At 36.6% G+C, this 16,025-nt stretch carries 12 protein-coding genes; 6 read left to right on the forward strand and 6 right to left on the reverse strand.

The annotated features are described in order from the left end of the window. Positions 1–75: 75 nt before the first annotated feature. Positions 76–2,430, forward strand: a complete 2,355-nt coding sequence (locus tag KEM10_RS07040; protein WP_212215272.1) for a TonB-dependent receptor — start codon at positions 76–78, stop codon at positions 2,428–2,430. Positions 2,431–2,432: 2 nt separating this feature from the next. Further along, positions 2,433–3,293: a DUF4249 domain-containing protein gene (locus tag KEM10_RS07045; RefSeq protein WP_212215273.1), complete on the forward strand. Its 861-nt coding sequence runs from the start codon at positions 2,433–2,435 to the stop codon at positions 3,291–3,293. 36 nt (positions 3,294–3,329) lie between these two features. Here the strand turns inward: KEM10_RS07045 and folE are convergent, their stop codons facing one another. From folE to KEM10_RS07070, 5 genes are all read right to left on the reverse strand, one after another. Then, positions 3,330–3,947, reverse strand: a complete 618-nt coding sequence (gene folE, locus KEM10_RS07050) for a GTP cyclohydrolase I FolE (protein WP_212215274.1) — start codon at positions 3,945–3,947, stop codon at positions 3,330–3,332. Positions 3,948–4,016: 69 nt separating this feature from the next. Next, the gene (locus KEM10_RS07055; RefSeq protein ID WP_212215275.1) at positions 4,017–4,742 is read right to left on the reverse strand and encodes a peptidase associated/transthyretin-like domain-containing protein; all 726 of its coding nucleotides are present in this window, start codon (positions 4,740–4,742) and stop codon (positions 4,017–4,019) included. Positions 4,743–4,838: 96 nt separating this feature from the next. Further along, positions 4,839–5,405 (reverse strand): nitroreductase family protein, encoded by a 567-nt coding sequence (locus KEM10_RS07060; protein WP_212215276.1) that lies wholly within the window; start codon positions 5,403–5,405, stop codon positions 4,839–4,841. Positions 5,406–5,506: 101 nt separating this feature from the next. Continuing rightward, positions 5,507–6,082, reverse strand: a complete 576-nt coding sequence (locus KEM10_RS07065) for a superoxide dismutase (RefSeq protein ID WP_212215277.1) — start codon at positions 6,080–6,082, stop codon at positions 5,507–5,509. A 137-nt stretch (positions 6,083–6,219) separates the two neighbouring features. After that, positions 6,220–6,822 (reverse strand): superoxide dismutase, encoded by a 603-nt coding sequence (locus KEM10_RS07070; protein ID WP_212215278.1) that lies wholly within the window; start codon positions 6,820–6,822, stop codon positions 6,220–6,222. Positions 6,823–7,042: 220 nt separating this feature from the next. Between KEM10_RS07070 and KEM10_RS07075 the strand changes: the two genes are divergently transcribed. After that, a complete protein-coding gene (locus KEM10_RS07075; protein ID WP_212215279.1) occupies positions 7,043–8,344 on the forward strand; it encodes an MATE family efflux transporter in 1,302 nt (433 codons plus the stop codon). Positions 8,345–8,491: 147 nt separating this feature from the next. After that, the gene (locus KEM10_RS07080) at positions 8,492–8,740 is read left to right on the forward strand and encodes a hypothetical protein (RefSeq protein WP_212215280.1); all 249 of its coding nucleotides are present in this window, start codon (positions 8,492–8,494) and stop codon (positions 8,738–8,740) included. Between the two features lie 71 nt (positions 8,741–8,811). Here the strand turns inward: KEM10_RS07080 and KEM10_RS07085 are convergent, their stop codons facing one another. Further along, positions 8,812–9,723, reverse strand: a complete 912-nt coding sequence (locus tag KEM10_RS07085) for a proline dehydrogenase family protein (RefSeq protein ID WP_212215281.1) — start codon at positions 9,721–9,723, stop codon at positions 8,812–8,814. A 299-nt stretch (positions 9,724–10,022) separates the two neighbouring features. On the opposite strand from KEM10_RS07085, the gene KEM10_RS07090 reads away from it, so the two are divergent. Then, positions 10,023–14,942: a PKD domain-containing protein gene (locus KEM10_RS07090; protein ID WP_212215282.1), complete on the forward strand. Its 4,920-nt coding sequence runs from the start codon at positions 10,023–10,025 to the stop codon at positions 14,940–14,942. Beyond that, positions 14,942–16,003, forward strand: a complete 1,062-nt coding sequence (locus KEM10_RS07095) for a PorP/SprF family type IX secretion system membrane protein (protein WP_212215283.1) — start codon at positions 14,942–14,944, stop codon at positions 16,001–16,003. The genes KEM10_RS07090 and KEM10_RS07095 overlap by 1 nt, the downstream gene beginning before the upstream one ends. Positions 16,004–16,025 lie beyond the last annotated feature (22 nt).

Raw genomic sequence — 16,025 nt, forward strand, 5'->3', positions numbered from 1 at the left:
ATTTGTTAATGCAACCTTCCTTTTATTTGTGTGACTTTGTTACAAAAGATGCACATTAAACCTAATTACTTAATAATGTTAAAACGTACCTTACTCTTTCTATTTATTTTAGTGCTTGCTGCATATGGGCAAGCAAGAGCTGAAGAAGATCCTGTTTCAAAGGATCTGATTACCATTAGTGGTTCTATTAAAGATGCTACAAGCGGCGAAGCCCTTATTGGAGCTACAGTTTATGTAGAGGAAACAAAAAGTGGTAATATTTCTAATCTATATGGATTTTATTCTATCTCGCTACCAGCAGGTTCATATCATCTGGTTTTTGCCTATTTGGGCTATGATGCTTATGAAACCAAAGTTGAATTGTCGGAGAATCAAGTAATAAATGTTGAATTGAAACCTTCATCAGAATCAATTGATGAAATTGTTGTTACTTCTGAGCGTAAAGATGCCAATGTAAGAGATCCTCAAATGGGAGTAGAGAAACTGAAGGGAAAAACCATTAAAAATGTACCTGTATTGATGGGAGAGACCGATTTGGTGAAAGTAATTCAATTGCTGCCGGGTGTGTCTCCCACAAGTGAAGGCTCGAGTGGTTTTAGTGTAAGAGGTGGAAACCCCGATCAGAATCTTATTTTATTAGACGAAGCAAGTGTATACAATGCAGGTCATTTAATGGGTTTTTTCTCTGTATTTAACAACGATGCCATCAAAGATGTAAAATTGTATAAAGGAGATATACCTGCAAGTAATGGTGGTCGTCTTTCATCTTTGCTGGATATACGCATGAAAGATGGTAATTCAAAGAAGTTCTCGGGGACAGGAGGGATTGGAACTATCTCGTCTCGATTAACACTGGAGGGACCAATCGCCAATGAGAAAACATCTTTTGTTGTTAGTGGCCGAAGAACCTATGTTGATTTATTCTTACCTTTTGCTTCCGATGAATCGGTGCGGGATAATAAGTTGTACTTTTACGATTTCAATGCCAAGGTTAACCATACCATAAATGAAAATAACCGCATTTACTTAAGTGGATATTTTGGGCGGGATGTTTTTAAAAACGATTTCTCAAAAATGGATTTTGGGAATAAAACGGTTACTTTTAGATGGAATCATATCTTTTCGCCCAAACTGTTTTCCAATTTCACTCTTATTGGTTCGCAATATGATTATGCATTAGGCACTGTTGAAGGAGGTGCCGATTCGTTTGAATGGGAATCAAATTTATACGATTTAAGTGCCAAACTGGATTTCGATTATTACATCAACCCCAATAACACAGTTGAATTTGGAGCGCAGACAATATTTAGAGAAATACTACCCGGACTAGCCAGAGGAACAGGCGAAAATTCATTGTATAACGAAATAAAAGTACCAGAGAACCGATCATTCGAACATGCTTTGTACGCGCAGAATACCCAAAAAATATCAGATTGGTTAGTATTAAAATATGGTTTGCGATGGTCCTTATTTCAGAATGTGGGGGCCGGTACTCAGTATTATTACAACGATAATTATGAATTTACCAACAGCGAACGATACGGAACCGGCGAGGTATACAATACGTATCATGGAATAGAACCAAGATTAGGAGCAAATTTCATTATCAATCCAACAACCTCAATTAAAGCTTCCTATAACAGAACCTTTCAGTATCTACATTTGGCATCCAATTCAACTTCGGGTACTCCGTTAGATGTTTGGTTTCCATCTTCCCCCAATGTAAAACCTCAAAAAGCAGATCAGTTTGCTTTAGGTTTATTCCGTAATTTTAATGACAATACCATCGAAACATCCATCGAAGGATTTTATAAAAAGATGTATAATACCATCGATTTTAAGGATCATCCCGAATTATTGTTAAATGAATATTTGGAAGGTGAATTGCGTTTTGGTGAAGCAGAAGCTTATGGTGTGGAAATGATGCTTCGGTTTAACCGTCCCAAATGGAATGGATGGATCAGTTATACCTTGTCGAGGGTTGAGCGAACGGTGTCTGAGATAAATGGAGGTAAACCATACTTATCTCCATATGATCATACCCATGATTGCAGTATCGTACTCAATAGAAAATTATCTAATCGGACAAGTGTATCTGCTAATTGGGTTTTCTATACGGGAGCTCCGGTTACGTTCCCTGTGGGTAGGTACGAAGTAGGAGGGGATATAATTCCGTTGTATTCCGAAAGAAATGCGGAGCGAATGCCAGATTATCATCGCCTGGATTTATCATTGATATTAAGTGGAAAAGATAAACCTAACAGAAAGTGGCATGGCGAGTGGGTATTCTCGGTATATAATGCTTATGGACGCAAAAATGCCTGGGCTATTAATTTTGTGCGCGATGATGATAATCCTACCATTACTAAAGCTCAAATGACTTATTTGTTTTCATTTATCCCATCTGTAACCTATAACTTTAAATTCTAGCCATGAAAAATCAAAATAAAAAATATGTAATAGCTGGTAGTTTAATGATTCTACTACTACTTAATGCTTGTACTGAAGATATAACATTAAAGCTTAACAATACCGAACCTCGATTAGTAGTAGATGGTTCTGTTTCAACTGATACCATGGTTCATTTTGTTCGGTTAACTGTATCTGCCGATTATTACAGTAATAAAGAGCCTCAAGCTATTTCTAATGCTTTGGTTACTATTGAAGATGATGTGCAAAAAATTGAATTATCAGAAAGTGATAGGTATCCCGGATATTATTTAACACCCAATGACTATTATGGTAGGGTAGGGAAATCGTATCATCTAACCATCGAAAATGTGGATATTGATAATGATGGTGTCTTTGAAATTTATGAGGCAGAGTCCGTTTTAAATTCGGTAGCACCTATCGATTCGGTTCGTTTGGAGTATGAGGATACCTGGGATTTATGGAAAGTGTTGTTGTATGCGCAAGATCCGGTGGAGACAGATGATTTTTACAGCTTTTCTATCGCATTAAATGATAGTTCACTTACTAACCGATATTCGGAATTAGGCTTTGTGGATGATCGTTTTTTTGATGGGAATTATGCGGCCGGTGTTTGGGTTCAAACCATTGATGAAGAAGATATGGAACTGGAATTAAAAGAGGGTGATTGGGTAAAACTAAATATGAATGGAATTACAGAGGAGTTTTACGATTACCTGGTTGCCGTTGATGAAGAAGTGAGCTTTAAGGCTCCATTATTTAGCGGTCCTCCTTCAAATGTAAAAGGAAATGTGAGCAATGGAGCGTTGGGTTTTTTTCAGGCATATAGCTATACAACTGATTCGGTTCAATTTAAAAGATAAAAAAAGAGCCACTAGCATCTGCTAATGGCTCTTTTTTTATTTGTTATTAATAATATTGAAAAATTCTTCTCGTGTAGCCTGATTTTTTTGAAATGCTCCTGTAAAATCAGATGTTGTTGTGATAGAATGTTGCTTTTGTACACCACGCATTTGCATACACATATGTTGTGCTTCAATTACCACCGCTACACCTAACGGATTAAGTGTATTCTGAATACAATCTTTTATCTGTGTGGTTAGTCGTTCCTGAACTTGCAGTCTTCGGGCAAAAGCTTCCGCAACACGGGCTAATTTACTTAGTCCGGTAATATGATGACGAGGAATATAGGCAACATGAGCTTTCCCAAAAAACGGAAGCATATGATGTTCGCACATCGAATATATTTCAATGTCTTTTACCACTACCATTTGTTGATAATCCTCGCGAAACATGGCTGAGCGCACAATTTCTTCCGGATTCATATTGTAGCCTTGCGTTAAAAATTGCATTGCCTTGGCCACGCGTAATGGTGTTTTTTCCAAACCTTCTCGTTTCGGATCCTCACCTAGTAATTCTAAAATGCTTTTATACTTTGAAGATAATCCATCAGTGGTTTCATCATCATAGGTTTCCACTTTAGAATATCCTTTATTTCCGTTTAAAGTAAATTCCATATTCTCTTATTTGAGCATTTATCTTCCAAACTGCAAAAATGCACTTTTCTTCAGAAAACTATGCTTATTTTATTCTGTTTTGTTGTTTTCTAACATTGATTTTACTTTTTCCTCATAAACTCTAAGAATAAGGTCAAGTTCATGTCGGTTTAATGGTTGAGCAATGGTGGTTTTAATTTTTTGCTTGTTTGGTGTTACAAATAAACTCATTGAACTTAAATTATCTGAAGAAATACCAATGGTTCTGTCTGGAGGAATTTGTGTTTTATATACAGTACCCCATCTTTGTTCGCGCAACACCATATCCTGATTCATTTCACTATCCATTCGCAAAGGAGTTTGGGTAAGTGCTTGATTGGTTGATGCCTTAATGTTGTTATTGGCATATGCCTGATCAGGCGTTATTATTAATGGCATATTACGTGCCCGTGCGGCCAGATTCTCGTAACGGGGAATAACAATTACCTCACTTATTTCGAATGTGTCGCGAGTTAAAAATACACCTAACATATAATTGTCCAGTTCCAATGAATCGTCAATTTGTATGTATGTATCTTTAAAACCAATGTGGGTAAATTTTATGATTTCACCTTTTTCGGCCCAAAAAGAAAATTGCCCTTTTTCATCAGATGAATAAATGCCTGAATGAACGTTAAACCTTGAGAAAGGAAGCGTGTTTAAACTATCTTGTTCAAATACAACACCTGAAATTCGTAATGAATCAATGTTTCTTCTTTGGGCATGGCTACCTATAGAAATAAATAGAATGCATATGAATAATAAAATTTTTCTCATGATTTTATTTTTGTTTGGTATATATTAATAACAATGCAGCTTTCGTTTGGTTGGCCTACTCAAAAAAGAAATCCGGCTGAATCAGCCGGATTGATATTAACTGATTATGATTTCATCAATTTTACGTTTAGGCACATGGTGTTTTTCATTCACATCACGCCAATAAATATGGTTATTGTCTTTCATTTCCTCCAATCCAACTTCTTCTTTAGGAAATCCAAGAGCAATTACATGAACAATTTTATACTGATCATTAATGCCTAATTCTCTCTGTAATTGAAGTCGATTGACTGAGCCAATTATACATCCGCCAAGGTCTTTTTCCACAGCTCCTAATAAAATGCTTTGCGATGCAATTCCGTCGTCGCAAAAGTAGTTCGATGAAATCTCAGTATCATTCAAAATAATGATATAGGCCGATGGTTGTTCGCCTTTTTCAGGACCATTCCATTCTTTTAAATAACCAGCCCACGATAGATGAGGAAATACTTTTGCATTAGTAGCCTCATCGTTTGAAATAAAATATTTTAAAGGCTGTGCATTGCGTGCTGAAGGCGAAAGTCGAGCCAAGTCAATCAACTCTATTAATGTTTCTTTCTCTATCATTTTGTCTTGATAAAAACGCCGATAGCTACGATTTTTTAAAATAAGTTCTTTAAGCATAAACTGGTATTTAATTAGTTGATATATGGATATTAAAAAAGAGACTTAATATACAAAAAATGCAATCAAGTCTCTTTTAAATTTCTTAATTTTTGAAGTGATTAGAATCTTTCCGATACTACATCCCAATCAATAATCTTCCAAAAATCTTCAATGTACTTAGGACGAGCATTTTGTTTATCCAAATAATAAGCATGCTCCCAAACGTCGCATGTTAAAATTGGAGTGTCGCCTTGTGTCATTGGGTTGCCAGCATTGCTTTCCTTAACAATAGCCAGGCTTCCATCGGCTTTTTTTACCAACCAGGCCCATCCTGAACCAAATAAGGTGGCTGCTGCCTGCGAGAATTCTTCTTTAAATTTCTCAAATGATCCAAAAGTGGAATCAATAGCTTCCGCTAATTTACCTTTAGGAGTTCCTCCTCCATTAGGCGAGAATGAGGTAAAATAGAAAGTGTGATTCCAAACCTGAGCGCCATTATTAAAAATACCACCATCCGATTTTTTTACAATCGTCTCCAAATCGGCATCTTCAAACTCAGTACCTTTAATAAGGTTGTTTAAGTTATTAACGTATGCCTGGTGGTGCTTTCCGTAATGGAATTCTAAAGTAGTTTTAGAAATAACAGGTTCTAATGCATCTAATGCATAAGGTAATTTTGGTAATTCAAAAGTCATAATTAGTTTGTTTTATAATTCTTGTCTGAGGTTTAAACAAAAATAAATAAATAGTGTTTTGAATCCATCAAAAAAAAGCAAAATAAAAAGGGAAACTCTCGTTTGAGCTTCCCTTTTTCCCAGACAAAATGAACAAACTAAACTTTAAAACGTGTTGCTACCTCGTCCCAATTAATCACATTCCAGAATGCTCCAATATAATCGGGACGTCTATTTTGATAATTTAAGTAATATGCATGTTCCCAAACATCTAAACCTAAAATAGGTGTTCCTTTAACATCAGCGATGTCCATTAATGGATTATCCTGATTGGGTGTTGAAGATACAACCAACTCACCGTTAGATTGTTTAACCAACCAAGCCCAACCTGATCCGAAACGTGTGGCTGCTGCTGCATTAAATTGCTCCTTGAACTTATCGAAAGAACCAAAAGCTTTATCAATTGCTGCTGCCAATTCACCTGTTGGCTGGCCGCCGCCATTAGGTGACATCACTTTCCAAAACAGGTTGTGGTTGTAAAATCCACCTCCATTGTTGCGCACTGCTGTTGAAAGGCTTGAAATGTTTGCTAAAATATCTTCAATGCTTTTACCGGCTAAATCGGTGCCTTCTACCGCATCATTTAATTTACTTGTGTAAGCTGCGTGATGCTTAGTGTGATGTATTTCCATCGTGCGAGCATCGATATGTGGTTCTAAAGCGTCGTATGCATAATCTAATTTTGGTAATTCAAATGCCATGTCTTTTGTATTTTATAGGTTATCAAATCAATTAAAAGACTTACGAATCCAAAAATATTATTTAATTAGATCCAGTCCAAATAATAAAGAGAAAAACATCCTAAAATGTTCAATAAAAAATTTGATTTTTTTGAAAAGCTACATTTAAACAGGTGTATAGCAGTGTTTTTTTTATTCATGTTTGTATGATTATCTTCGCAGCTCATTTATAAAATACAGCATGAATCGCGATATTTTACGTTTAGCCTTACCAAATATTTTAACCAACCTAACAGTTCCGCTCTTGGGGATGGTAGATATGCATCTAATGGGATATCAGGATAGCGCGTCATTTATGGGTGCTGTAGCATTGGGGGGTGTAATATTTAATTTCGTGTATTGGGGATTTGCCTTTCTAAGAATGAGTTTAAGTGGTATGGCAGCTCAGGCTTATGGAAGGGGAGATAAGTCGGAGATGGCAATGCTTCTGTTTCGTGGTGTGTTTTTAGCTTTAACTGCAGGTATTGTGTTATTGCTAATTCAAAAAGGAGTAATTCATTTGAGTTTAATAATATTAGAAGGAAGTGAAGAAGTTAAATTGCTTGCTGCTAATTACTTTTATGTTCGAATATGGGCTGCACCGGCAGCAATTGCTTTAATGGTTATTAATGGTTGGTTTTTGGGTATGCAAAATGCTCTTTATCCAATGATTATCTCTATTAGCATAAATGTGGTTAATATTGTTTCTTCCTTTATTTTTGTAAAAGGGCTTGGCATGAAAGTGGAAGGGGTTGCACTTGGATCTGTTGTTTCGCAGTATGTAGGCATCATTCTTTCTGCTATTCTATTCCTGAAGAAGTATAAATATATTTTATCATACTTTAGATTTAAAGAAATTATAAAACGTTCGGGCCTTATGGCCTTTATGAATGTTAGTGGTGATATATTTCTGCGTACACTATGTGTGATAATTGTTTTTACTTTTTTTACCTCTAAATCTGCCGGCACAGGTGATTTGATATTGGCAGCAAACAGTGCGCTACTACAATTTTTATTTCTCTTCTCATACTTTCTGGATGGATTTGCCTACGCTGCCGAAGCTTTAGTGGGTAAATTTACCGGGAGCAAAAATCATCTTCAACTTAAAAAAGTGGTCAAGAACCTGTTTTATTGGGGCGCTGGATTTGCTTTGGTATTTGTAGTTGTTTTTGCCCTAGGCGGGAAGTTTATTTTACTCCTTTTTACCAATCAGGATAATGTAATAGAGGTAGCCTTTAGATACTTGCCGTGGTTGATAATTCTTCCGTTAACAGGTTTTTCTTCCTACATATGGGATGGAATTTACATTGGGGTAACTGCTTCACGATTAATGCGCAATACGATGTTAATGGCTGCATTGGTCTTTTTTATACTTTTCTTTTCTTTGAGGTCAAGTTTAGGAAATCATGCATTATGGATTGCCATGAATAGTTTTATGCTTGGCCGGGGACTTTTTCAAACATTTCTTTATAAAAAGCTGCCTGTGTTTAAGGGAGGTAAATAGAAGATTAGTCATTCTGGAATTATTATTCGATTCTTAAGAGTTTAACAATCAATATGTAATTTTTTTCTATGATGTTTAGGGATATCAATTTCTCTATTTCATATTTAATATCTATGTTTGTATCGTAAAATCTAAATATGTAGATATATGGAGTTTAAAAAATTAGATATAAAGCCTCAAGGTTCCTGGATTAAAAGAATGTTACAGTCAAAGCATGTTCAGAAAACTATTTTGTACACTGTGGGAGGATCTGTTGTTGGACTGTTGGTCTATTATTTTACGGATGCACAAACAATTTCGGGAATGGAATTGAATGAAGTAATCAATCATGTAATTGTAGGAGGGCTGTTTGGATTATTTATTACTAATAGTCCATGTGCAAGAAATAAGTGTTAAAGTAATATTCTAATGAAAAAGGCTACTCGAATTAAATCGAATAGCCTCCTCTTGGTTTAAATATTTAGGTGCTAACCTCGAACAAATAACGACTTAATGATGTGGCTTGCCATTTTAGGATTCTCCTTTAAACGACGGGTACTATAGCCAAACCATTCTTTTCCGTAAGGTACATAAACCCTCATGCTATACGCTTTGTCAATAATAGATTTTCTTAAGTCAGGAGTTACTCCATAAAGCATCTGAAATTCAAATTGTTCTTTAGGAATATTGTGTTTGTTAATGATTTCATAAGCTCCTTCAATAAGCTTTTTGTCATGAGTGGCAATGCCTACAAATACTTTATTGGTTAATAAGTATTCTAAATTTTTCAAATACATCTCATTAACCTTTGCCGGATCTTTGAAGGCAATTTCTTTGGGTTCTACATAAATACCTTTACATAATCTATAGTTTAGAGGAAACTCATCACTATGCAGGTCCATTAGTTTTTCTAAATCAGAAGGCGTACGTTTTAGATATGCCTGAACTACTAAGCCAACATTTTTAGGATATTCAGCTTTAAGTTTTCTGTATAATTCTATTTCCAGATCAACACAGGAGGAATCCTCCATATCAACCCTAACAAAATTGTTATGTTCAGCAGCTTTTGCAACTATCTCAAGTATGTATTTGAAACATATATCTTTATCTATTAATAGGCCAAAGCTGGTAGGCTTTAATGAATAATTTCCTTTAATATTATTTTTCTCAAAGTGCTCTATTATTTTAAGGTAATCATTCTTATTCTCTCTTGCCTCATCTATGTTTTTAATAAATTCACCAAGTAGATCAATTGTAACTGTTATATTCTTGTCGTTTAGCTGTTTTGAAGCCAGTATAGCTTCTTCTATAGTTTCACCAGCGATGTATTTCTTCGAAAATATCCACACAAATTTCTTAGGGAAATAAGGTAGCGTTTGTGCAATTAATTTATTAATCATAGCTTGATGTATTTGTTGATATTATGAAAAAATTACTTTTAAACGGAACTATAATACAGTATATGCCGTAGTACAGACAATACTCTCCGCCTAAGAAATTTCTTCGGTTGGGTATGCTTGGTTAACTTGTGTAAAATTTGCAAGGAAACCGATTTTAAAAAATGATTTAACTCAGCGTTTTAAAGAAAAACACGAAACCTGACAAAAATCACGGTTAACGATAAGTTCATCCTTAAGCAATACAAAGGTGTGTTTAACGTTTGCCTAATTAAGTGCGTTACTAATATTAGAAAGGCTTTATGGACGGTAAAAAAAGAGCTCTTTTAATATTATTCTACCTGCTGTTCCTGTTTGTAAATGGGAATGGACAGGATTGTAATATTACAACAAAAGCAAATGCTATCATACCCGATAAGTTATGTGCTCCAGTAACTGTTGATTGGACAGTTACTTATGATGGTGTGTATAATGCTGGCACCAGTGTTGAGTTTATTTTTAGATGGGATGATGGAAGTGCTGAAGAAATTATACCAGCTAATAATACTACAGGAAATGAATGGACTCTTACCTATTCTCATGTGTACCCAATTGGTGGTGATAAATGTAATTATAAGCCAAGTGTTACGCTGGTTGTAAATGGAGTTGAATGTACGAGTAGTATTCAGGTTCAGAATGTAACAGTTTGGGATACGGATGAATATAATGGAGGGGAGATGATGATCGATCCATTAGTGTTTCCTATCTGTGTTGGTAACGATGGTACTGTTACTTTTCTTGATAATAGCCATTGGAATTGTACGCCCCCAGATGAAAATGATTTTATAAATCAGCGTAAAAGGTGGGTTCAGTGGATATATGGTACTGGAGGTACTAATATAACAACAGCTTTGGTTGCCGGAGTTTTGGAGACATATCCGATGACTGGAAGTATTAATGTTACTACAGAGCCTATTTTTGGTCCCGTACCACCTCTTAATACGTCTGAAGAAATATATATTCCGGATAATTATGATGTTGGCGATTACTTTGAAATAACACTTCGTAACTGGAATCAGTGTAATCCATATGATGATCCTAATATTCCAGGTACGCCTGCGGATCCAATTAATGGAGATCATCCGCCGGTAATTACAACGGCTATTGCATTAATTGTTGATATTCCTGATGGAACAGTAAATCCGGCGGGTCCTTTTTGCGAAAATGAAGATCCAACAACATTATCAGCAGTAACTCCGGGAGGTGTTTGGTCCGGACCAGGTATTGTTGATCCCAATTCAGGAGAATTTGATCCTTCTGTTGCGGGAACCGGATCGCATACAATCGATTATTATATTGAAGATGGCAATGGGTGTAGCGCAACAGGTCAGACTGTGATTGAAGTAATTGCTGCACCAAATGCAAATATTACCACTGGTTCGCCTGCTTACTTATGTCCAGGTACACAATTACATTTAAACGGTAATCCTACAGGGGGAGCTACTCCCTATACACACCTTTGGACAGGAGATACCGCACCATTAAGTGATACAGGTATTCAAGATCCGATTTTTACAACAATTACAGAAGGAAACTATGAATTGTTATACAGGGTTACGGATGATAACTCCTGTTTTGATGTTGATACCATATTGGTGGTGGTTGATTCGGTAGATATTAGTTTTACAAATGATTACATTGAATTATGTACCGGAGAAGATCAAACATTGCAGGCTAATCCAGTGGGAGGATCAGGAGTTTTTGTTCAGCACCGCTGGAGTGGAGACAGAATAGACTTACTTTCTGCTACTGATGTTCAAGATCCTGTTTTTACAGCCAATGAAACCGGGATATTTAAATTCGAATATTATGTATTGGATAGTCAGGGTTGTGAAGATGCAGATAGTATAACAGTTGTTGTGTATGAAACGCCTGTTGCTAATGCTGGTCCTGACAGCAAAGCATGTGGATTACGATATTATCTGGAGGCAGTACCGACTTCAGGATCGGGAACATGGACTCTTTCTTCCGGGCCGGGAAATGCTTCTATTTCAAGTGATGTTGATCCTAATTCATTAGTGGTAGTAGATACTTATGGAGATTATACATTTTTATGGACTGAAGATAATAATGGATGTATCGATACTGATGAGGTAGTTATCAGTTTTATTCAAATACCGCAACCTGTGGTAATGGAAGATGCTGATACTTGTGGATTGAATCATTTTTTAAGTGTAACAGCTGATATTGGTGTGGGAGAATGGCAGCAGGTAAGTGGACCGGGAACTTCTGCATTTGGTGATGTTTTAAGTGAGGCAACAACGGTGTCTGTGGATCTTGCAGGACAATATAGGTTTGCATGGATAGAAATGAATGATGTTTGTGAGGGGGGAGATACCGTTACAATAGATTTTTATCCGTTGGTAACAGCAGATGTGGCTCCGTTTGATAATGTTGGTTGTAGTCCTTTTGATATTGATTTTGAGAATCAGTCAACAAATGCTGATTATTACATGTGGGATTTTGGTGACGGATTTGGATCCAATCAAGTAGATCCTTCACACACCTTTTCTAATCCATTACAAGTACCTTCAGATTATAGTGTAAAACTTTTAGCCTATAATAGTTATGGTTGCCGCGATTCGGTTGAGTATTCGGTAACGGTCAATCCTAATACAATTTCACAGTTTAGTAATGACCCAACACCAGGTTGTAGTCCTTTACCAGTAGAATTTATTAATGAATCAATTGGGGCTACAAGCTATGAATGGACATTTGGAGACGAATCTCCTGTTGAATCGGATGAGAATGTAACGCATACATTTGTTAATTCAGAAACCTTTGTGGAATCATACGAAGTTAAACTGGCAGTTAATAACTCCTATGGATGTGCTGATACATCAAGTGCCTATATTACAGTTTATCCATTGGTCGGTTATGATTTTACTGCAGAGCCGCAAGAAGGATGTCACCCTATGAAGGTTGATCTGGTGGGTGATATTGGAGCTTATTCATATGATTGGGATTTTGGTGATGGAACAAAGGTTTCGGGTATCAGTTCTATATCTCATGTTTTTGAAAATACAACTTCATCAAGTGTTGAGTATGAAGTTAATTTATATACATCATCGGTATTTGGTTGTTTGGATACTGCGCAGGCAGTAATAACGGTTAACCCTAGTCCATCTGCAATGTATAGTTATAATCCAACCGAAGGTTGTGCTCCTTTAATAGTTGATTTTACTAATGAGTCAACCGGGGCAGAAACCAGTTATTGGTATTTTGGTGATGACTCTTCCCTTGAGGAGCAGGGGGCCGGATCGGTATCGCATACATATATCAATGAAGATTTAGATCTGAAAACATTTACAGCTAAGTTGGTGGTTGAAAATTCATATGGATGTAAAGATTCTACAAGCTCAGTTGTCAGAGCCTTTCCAAAAGTTATCGCTGCCATATCAGATGGAGGAGTTGGTTGTTCTCCATATGTTGAAACCCTTTTGAACGAATCGCAGGGGGCAGTTTCTTTTAGTTGGGATTTTGGTGATGGAAATATTGCTGCAGGTTATAATGGAATAAATGAATTTATTAATGAGAGTAATGAGCAGCAAATGTTTGATGTGGCTATGGTTGCTACTTCATCATTTGGATGTAAAGATACTGCTTATACTCAGGTAACAGTTAATCCAAGTCCTTCCAGTGTGTTTAATGCAACTCCAACTTCCGGTTGTTCTCCGTTAATAGTACAATTTAGTAATTCATCAATTGGAGCTGAATATAGTAAATGGTATTTTGGTGACGGAACTTTACAGGATGAAGCAGGAAGTTCGACCATAATGCATGTTTATGAAAATGATGAATATGCTATGGCAAATTATACTGCCCGTTTAGTTGTTGGGAATAGCTACGAGTGTAAGGATTCCTCTGAAACCATTATTCAGGTATTTCCTACTGTATCTGCTTCAATAAGTGATGGAGGAGCTGGGTGTTCGCCATTTGAAGAGAGTTTTATTAATAATTCAGAAGGGGCTAATAGGTTCTATTGGAATTATGGAGATGGTAATTCCTCTACTTCATTTACAGGTAATAATTTGTTTCAGAACTCATCTTTAGACGATGTGGTATTTGATGTTTCAATGGTTGCTGAGTCATCATTTGGTTGTACCGATACGGCTTATACAAATGTAGTAGTATATAAAACTCCAACTCCGTCATTTAATGTTGATCCAATAAGTCAGCAGATGCCTAACTCAACTGTTAATCTTGAAAATACCACTCCTCATTCGGGATGGGATTATACCTGGTTATGGGGCAATGGAGATCGTTATGAAGGACAAAATCCGTCAACATATACTTATGGTGAATCAGGTGATTTTGAAATTAAACTGATTGCAGAAGGCGAACATTGTGCAGATTCTGCCATGAAGGCTGTTGAAATATTGCCTATGCTTCCTTCTATTGATTATGGTCCTGATACTATAGGGTGTCCTCCGTTAAGAGTTCAATTTTATAATAATAGCGTTGATGCCACTAATTTCTTGTGGGATTTTGGAGATGGAAATATATCAACGGAGAGAGAACCTGTTCATACGTATTATTCAACCGGTAATTATACCGTGAAGCTGACTGCTGAGGGAGCAGGAGGAATAGTGGAGTCGGATGATGTTGTTGTGACAGTATTTGAAGTTCCGTATGCTGATTTTGAAGTGAGACCTATTAAAGTGAAACTTCCAGAGACTGTTTCTTTCATAAATAAGTCAGAAGGAGCTATATCTTATCTATGGGATTTTGGTGATGGAAATACTTCTACTGAGCATTCTGTACAATATTTATATCAGGAGCCTGGTACCTATGATGTGAGTTTACAGGTTGAAAATGATAAAGGTTGTATGAATGAACGGATTATTAGAAGCGCTGTAGTGGCAGAGGCTGCTGGAGAAATTGATTTTCCTAATGCATTTACACCAAATCCTAATGGACCTAATGGAGGTCAATACACACCGGGCGACCCTGATAACTATGTATTTTATCCATTTGTTCAGGAGGGAATAGTAGAATATAATTTAAAGATTTTTACCCGTTGGGGTGAGTTGATTTTTGAGAGTAAAGATGTGAATATTGGTTGGGACGGATATTACCGAGGCAAGCTTTGTGCATCGGGTGTATATATCTGGAAAGTTGTTTGTAAATATTCAAACGGCACCTTGGAAACCCATACTGGAGATGTAACCTTGTTTAGATAATGAGAAAAAGAGTAAGTATATATATATTAGTTGGTCTCTTTCATTTTCTTGGAGCAAAAGGGCAGGATTTTCACTTTTCCCAGTTCTATGCTAACCCATTGTATTTAAGTCCATCTTTGGCTGGAGCTACAGATGGAGGAAGGATGGTATTAAACTACAGGAATCAGTGGCCTGCTATTAATGAAGCGTTTTCAACAGCAGCTGTTTCTTTTGATAATTTCTTTTCACAGTTTAATAGTGGTATTGGTGTTTATCTTATTCAGGATAAAGCCGGTAGTGCGGGGTTAACGACCACTCAGGCAGCCTTTCAGTATTCTTATAACTTGTTAGTGTCTAGCGATTGGCAGGTAGTTCCGGCTATTCAGTTTACTTACGGTAATAAATCTGTTGATTTTAGTAAGATTGTTTTTCCTGACCAACCGCCAGGTCAAGGTGGTGGTTCTGGAGGATGGGATCGCCTATCAAATGATCAGGTCCAATATATTGATTTAGCTGCTTCTGTTTTTGTTTACAGTTCAAAATACTGGATAGGACTTACGGTAGATCATTTGGCTAAGCCTAATTATTCTTTTATGAATGAGCAGGCAGAGGTGGATCTGAAGTATGTGTTGTTTGGAGGATATAATATTTGGACAGAAAAACGCAGGAACAGGGCTATGAATAGGGCCTTTTCGATGTCTTTCAGATATCAGAATCAGGCCAATCAAAATCAGGCTGATGTAGGTTTGTATTGGTATAATGGCCCTCTTGAGTTGGGTTTTTGGTATAGAGGGCTGCCATTGTTTAATGATGTGAAGAGTGCTGCTATAAATCAGGATGCTATTGTAGCTTTACTGGGGTATGATTTTGGAATGTTTCGAGTTGGTTATAGTTATGATATTACCATTTCTAATTTGGGGTGGGCAACTCAAGGAGCTCATGAGCTTTCCTTAATTTTGGAATTTAATCAAAAAGGGAATATGCGCATGGGCGGAAAGCGTCCGTCCGTGCCATGTAGCGAAACTGCCAATCCCAGAAGTAGTGGTGGTAAATACAGAAAGAAAAGACGAAGGATATTTTAAATACAAGAAAAGCCGCGTAATT

The organism is Carboxylicivirga linearis (genome assembly GCF_018271995.1).
Classification (GTDB): Bacteria; Bacteroidota; Bacteroidia; order Bacteroidales; family Marinilabiliaceae; genus Carboxylicivirga; species Carboxylicivirga linearis.

What these genes read in the sequence shown, in the direction of transcription:
- KEM10_RS07040 (WP_212215272.1), top strand. Translation starts at nt 76, where the DNA reads ATGTTAAAACGTACCTTACTCTTTCTATTTATTTTAGTGCTTGCTGCA.
- KEM10_RS07045 (WP_212215273.1), top strand. Translation starts at nt 2,433, where the DNA reads ATGAAAAATCAAAATAAAAAATATGTAATAGCTGGTAGTTTAATGATT.
- folE (WP_212215274.1), bottom strand. Translation starts at nt 3,947, where the DNA reads ATGGAATTTACTTTAAACGGAAATAAAGGATATTCTAAAGTGGAAACC.
- KEM10_RS07055 (WP_212215275.1), bottom strand. Translation starts at nt 4,742, where the DNA reads ATGAGAAAAATTTTATTATTCATATGCATTCTATTTATTTCTATAGGT.
- KEM10_RS07060 (WP_212215276.1), bottom strand. Translation starts at nt 5,405, where the DNA reads ATGCTTAAAGAACTTATTTTAAAAAATCGTAGCTATCGGCGTTTTTAT.
- KEM10_RS07065 (WP_212215277.1), bottom strand. Translation starts at nt 6,082, where the DNA reads ATGACTTTTGAATTACCAAAATTACCTTATGCATTAGATGCATTAGAA.
- KEM10_RS07070 (WP_212215278.1), bottom strand. Translation starts at nt 6,822, where the DNA reads ATGGCATTTGAATTACCAAAATTAGATTATGCATACGACGCTTTAGAA.
- KEM10_RS07075 (WP_212215279.1), top strand. Translation starts at nt 7,043, where the DNA reads ATGAATCGCGATATTTTACGTTTAGCCTTACCAAATATTTTAACCAAC.
- KEM10_RS07080 (WP_212215280.1), top strand. Translation starts at nt 8,492, where the DNA reads ATGGAGTTTAAAAAATTAGATATAAAGCCTCAAGGTTCCTGGATTAAA.
- KEM10_RS07085 (WP_212215281.1), bottom strand. Translation starts at nt 9,723, where the DNA reads ATGATTAATAAATTAATTGCACAAACGCTACCTTATTTCCCTAAGAAA.
- KEM10_RS07090 (WP_212215282.1), top strand. Translation starts at nt 10,023, where the DNA reads ATGGACGGTAAAAAAAGAGCTCTTTTAATATTATTCTACCTGCTGTTC.
- KEM10_RS07095 (WP_212215283.1), top strand. Translation starts at nt 14,942, where the DNA reads ATGAGAAAAAGAGTAAGTATATATATATTAGTTGGTCTCTTTCATTTT.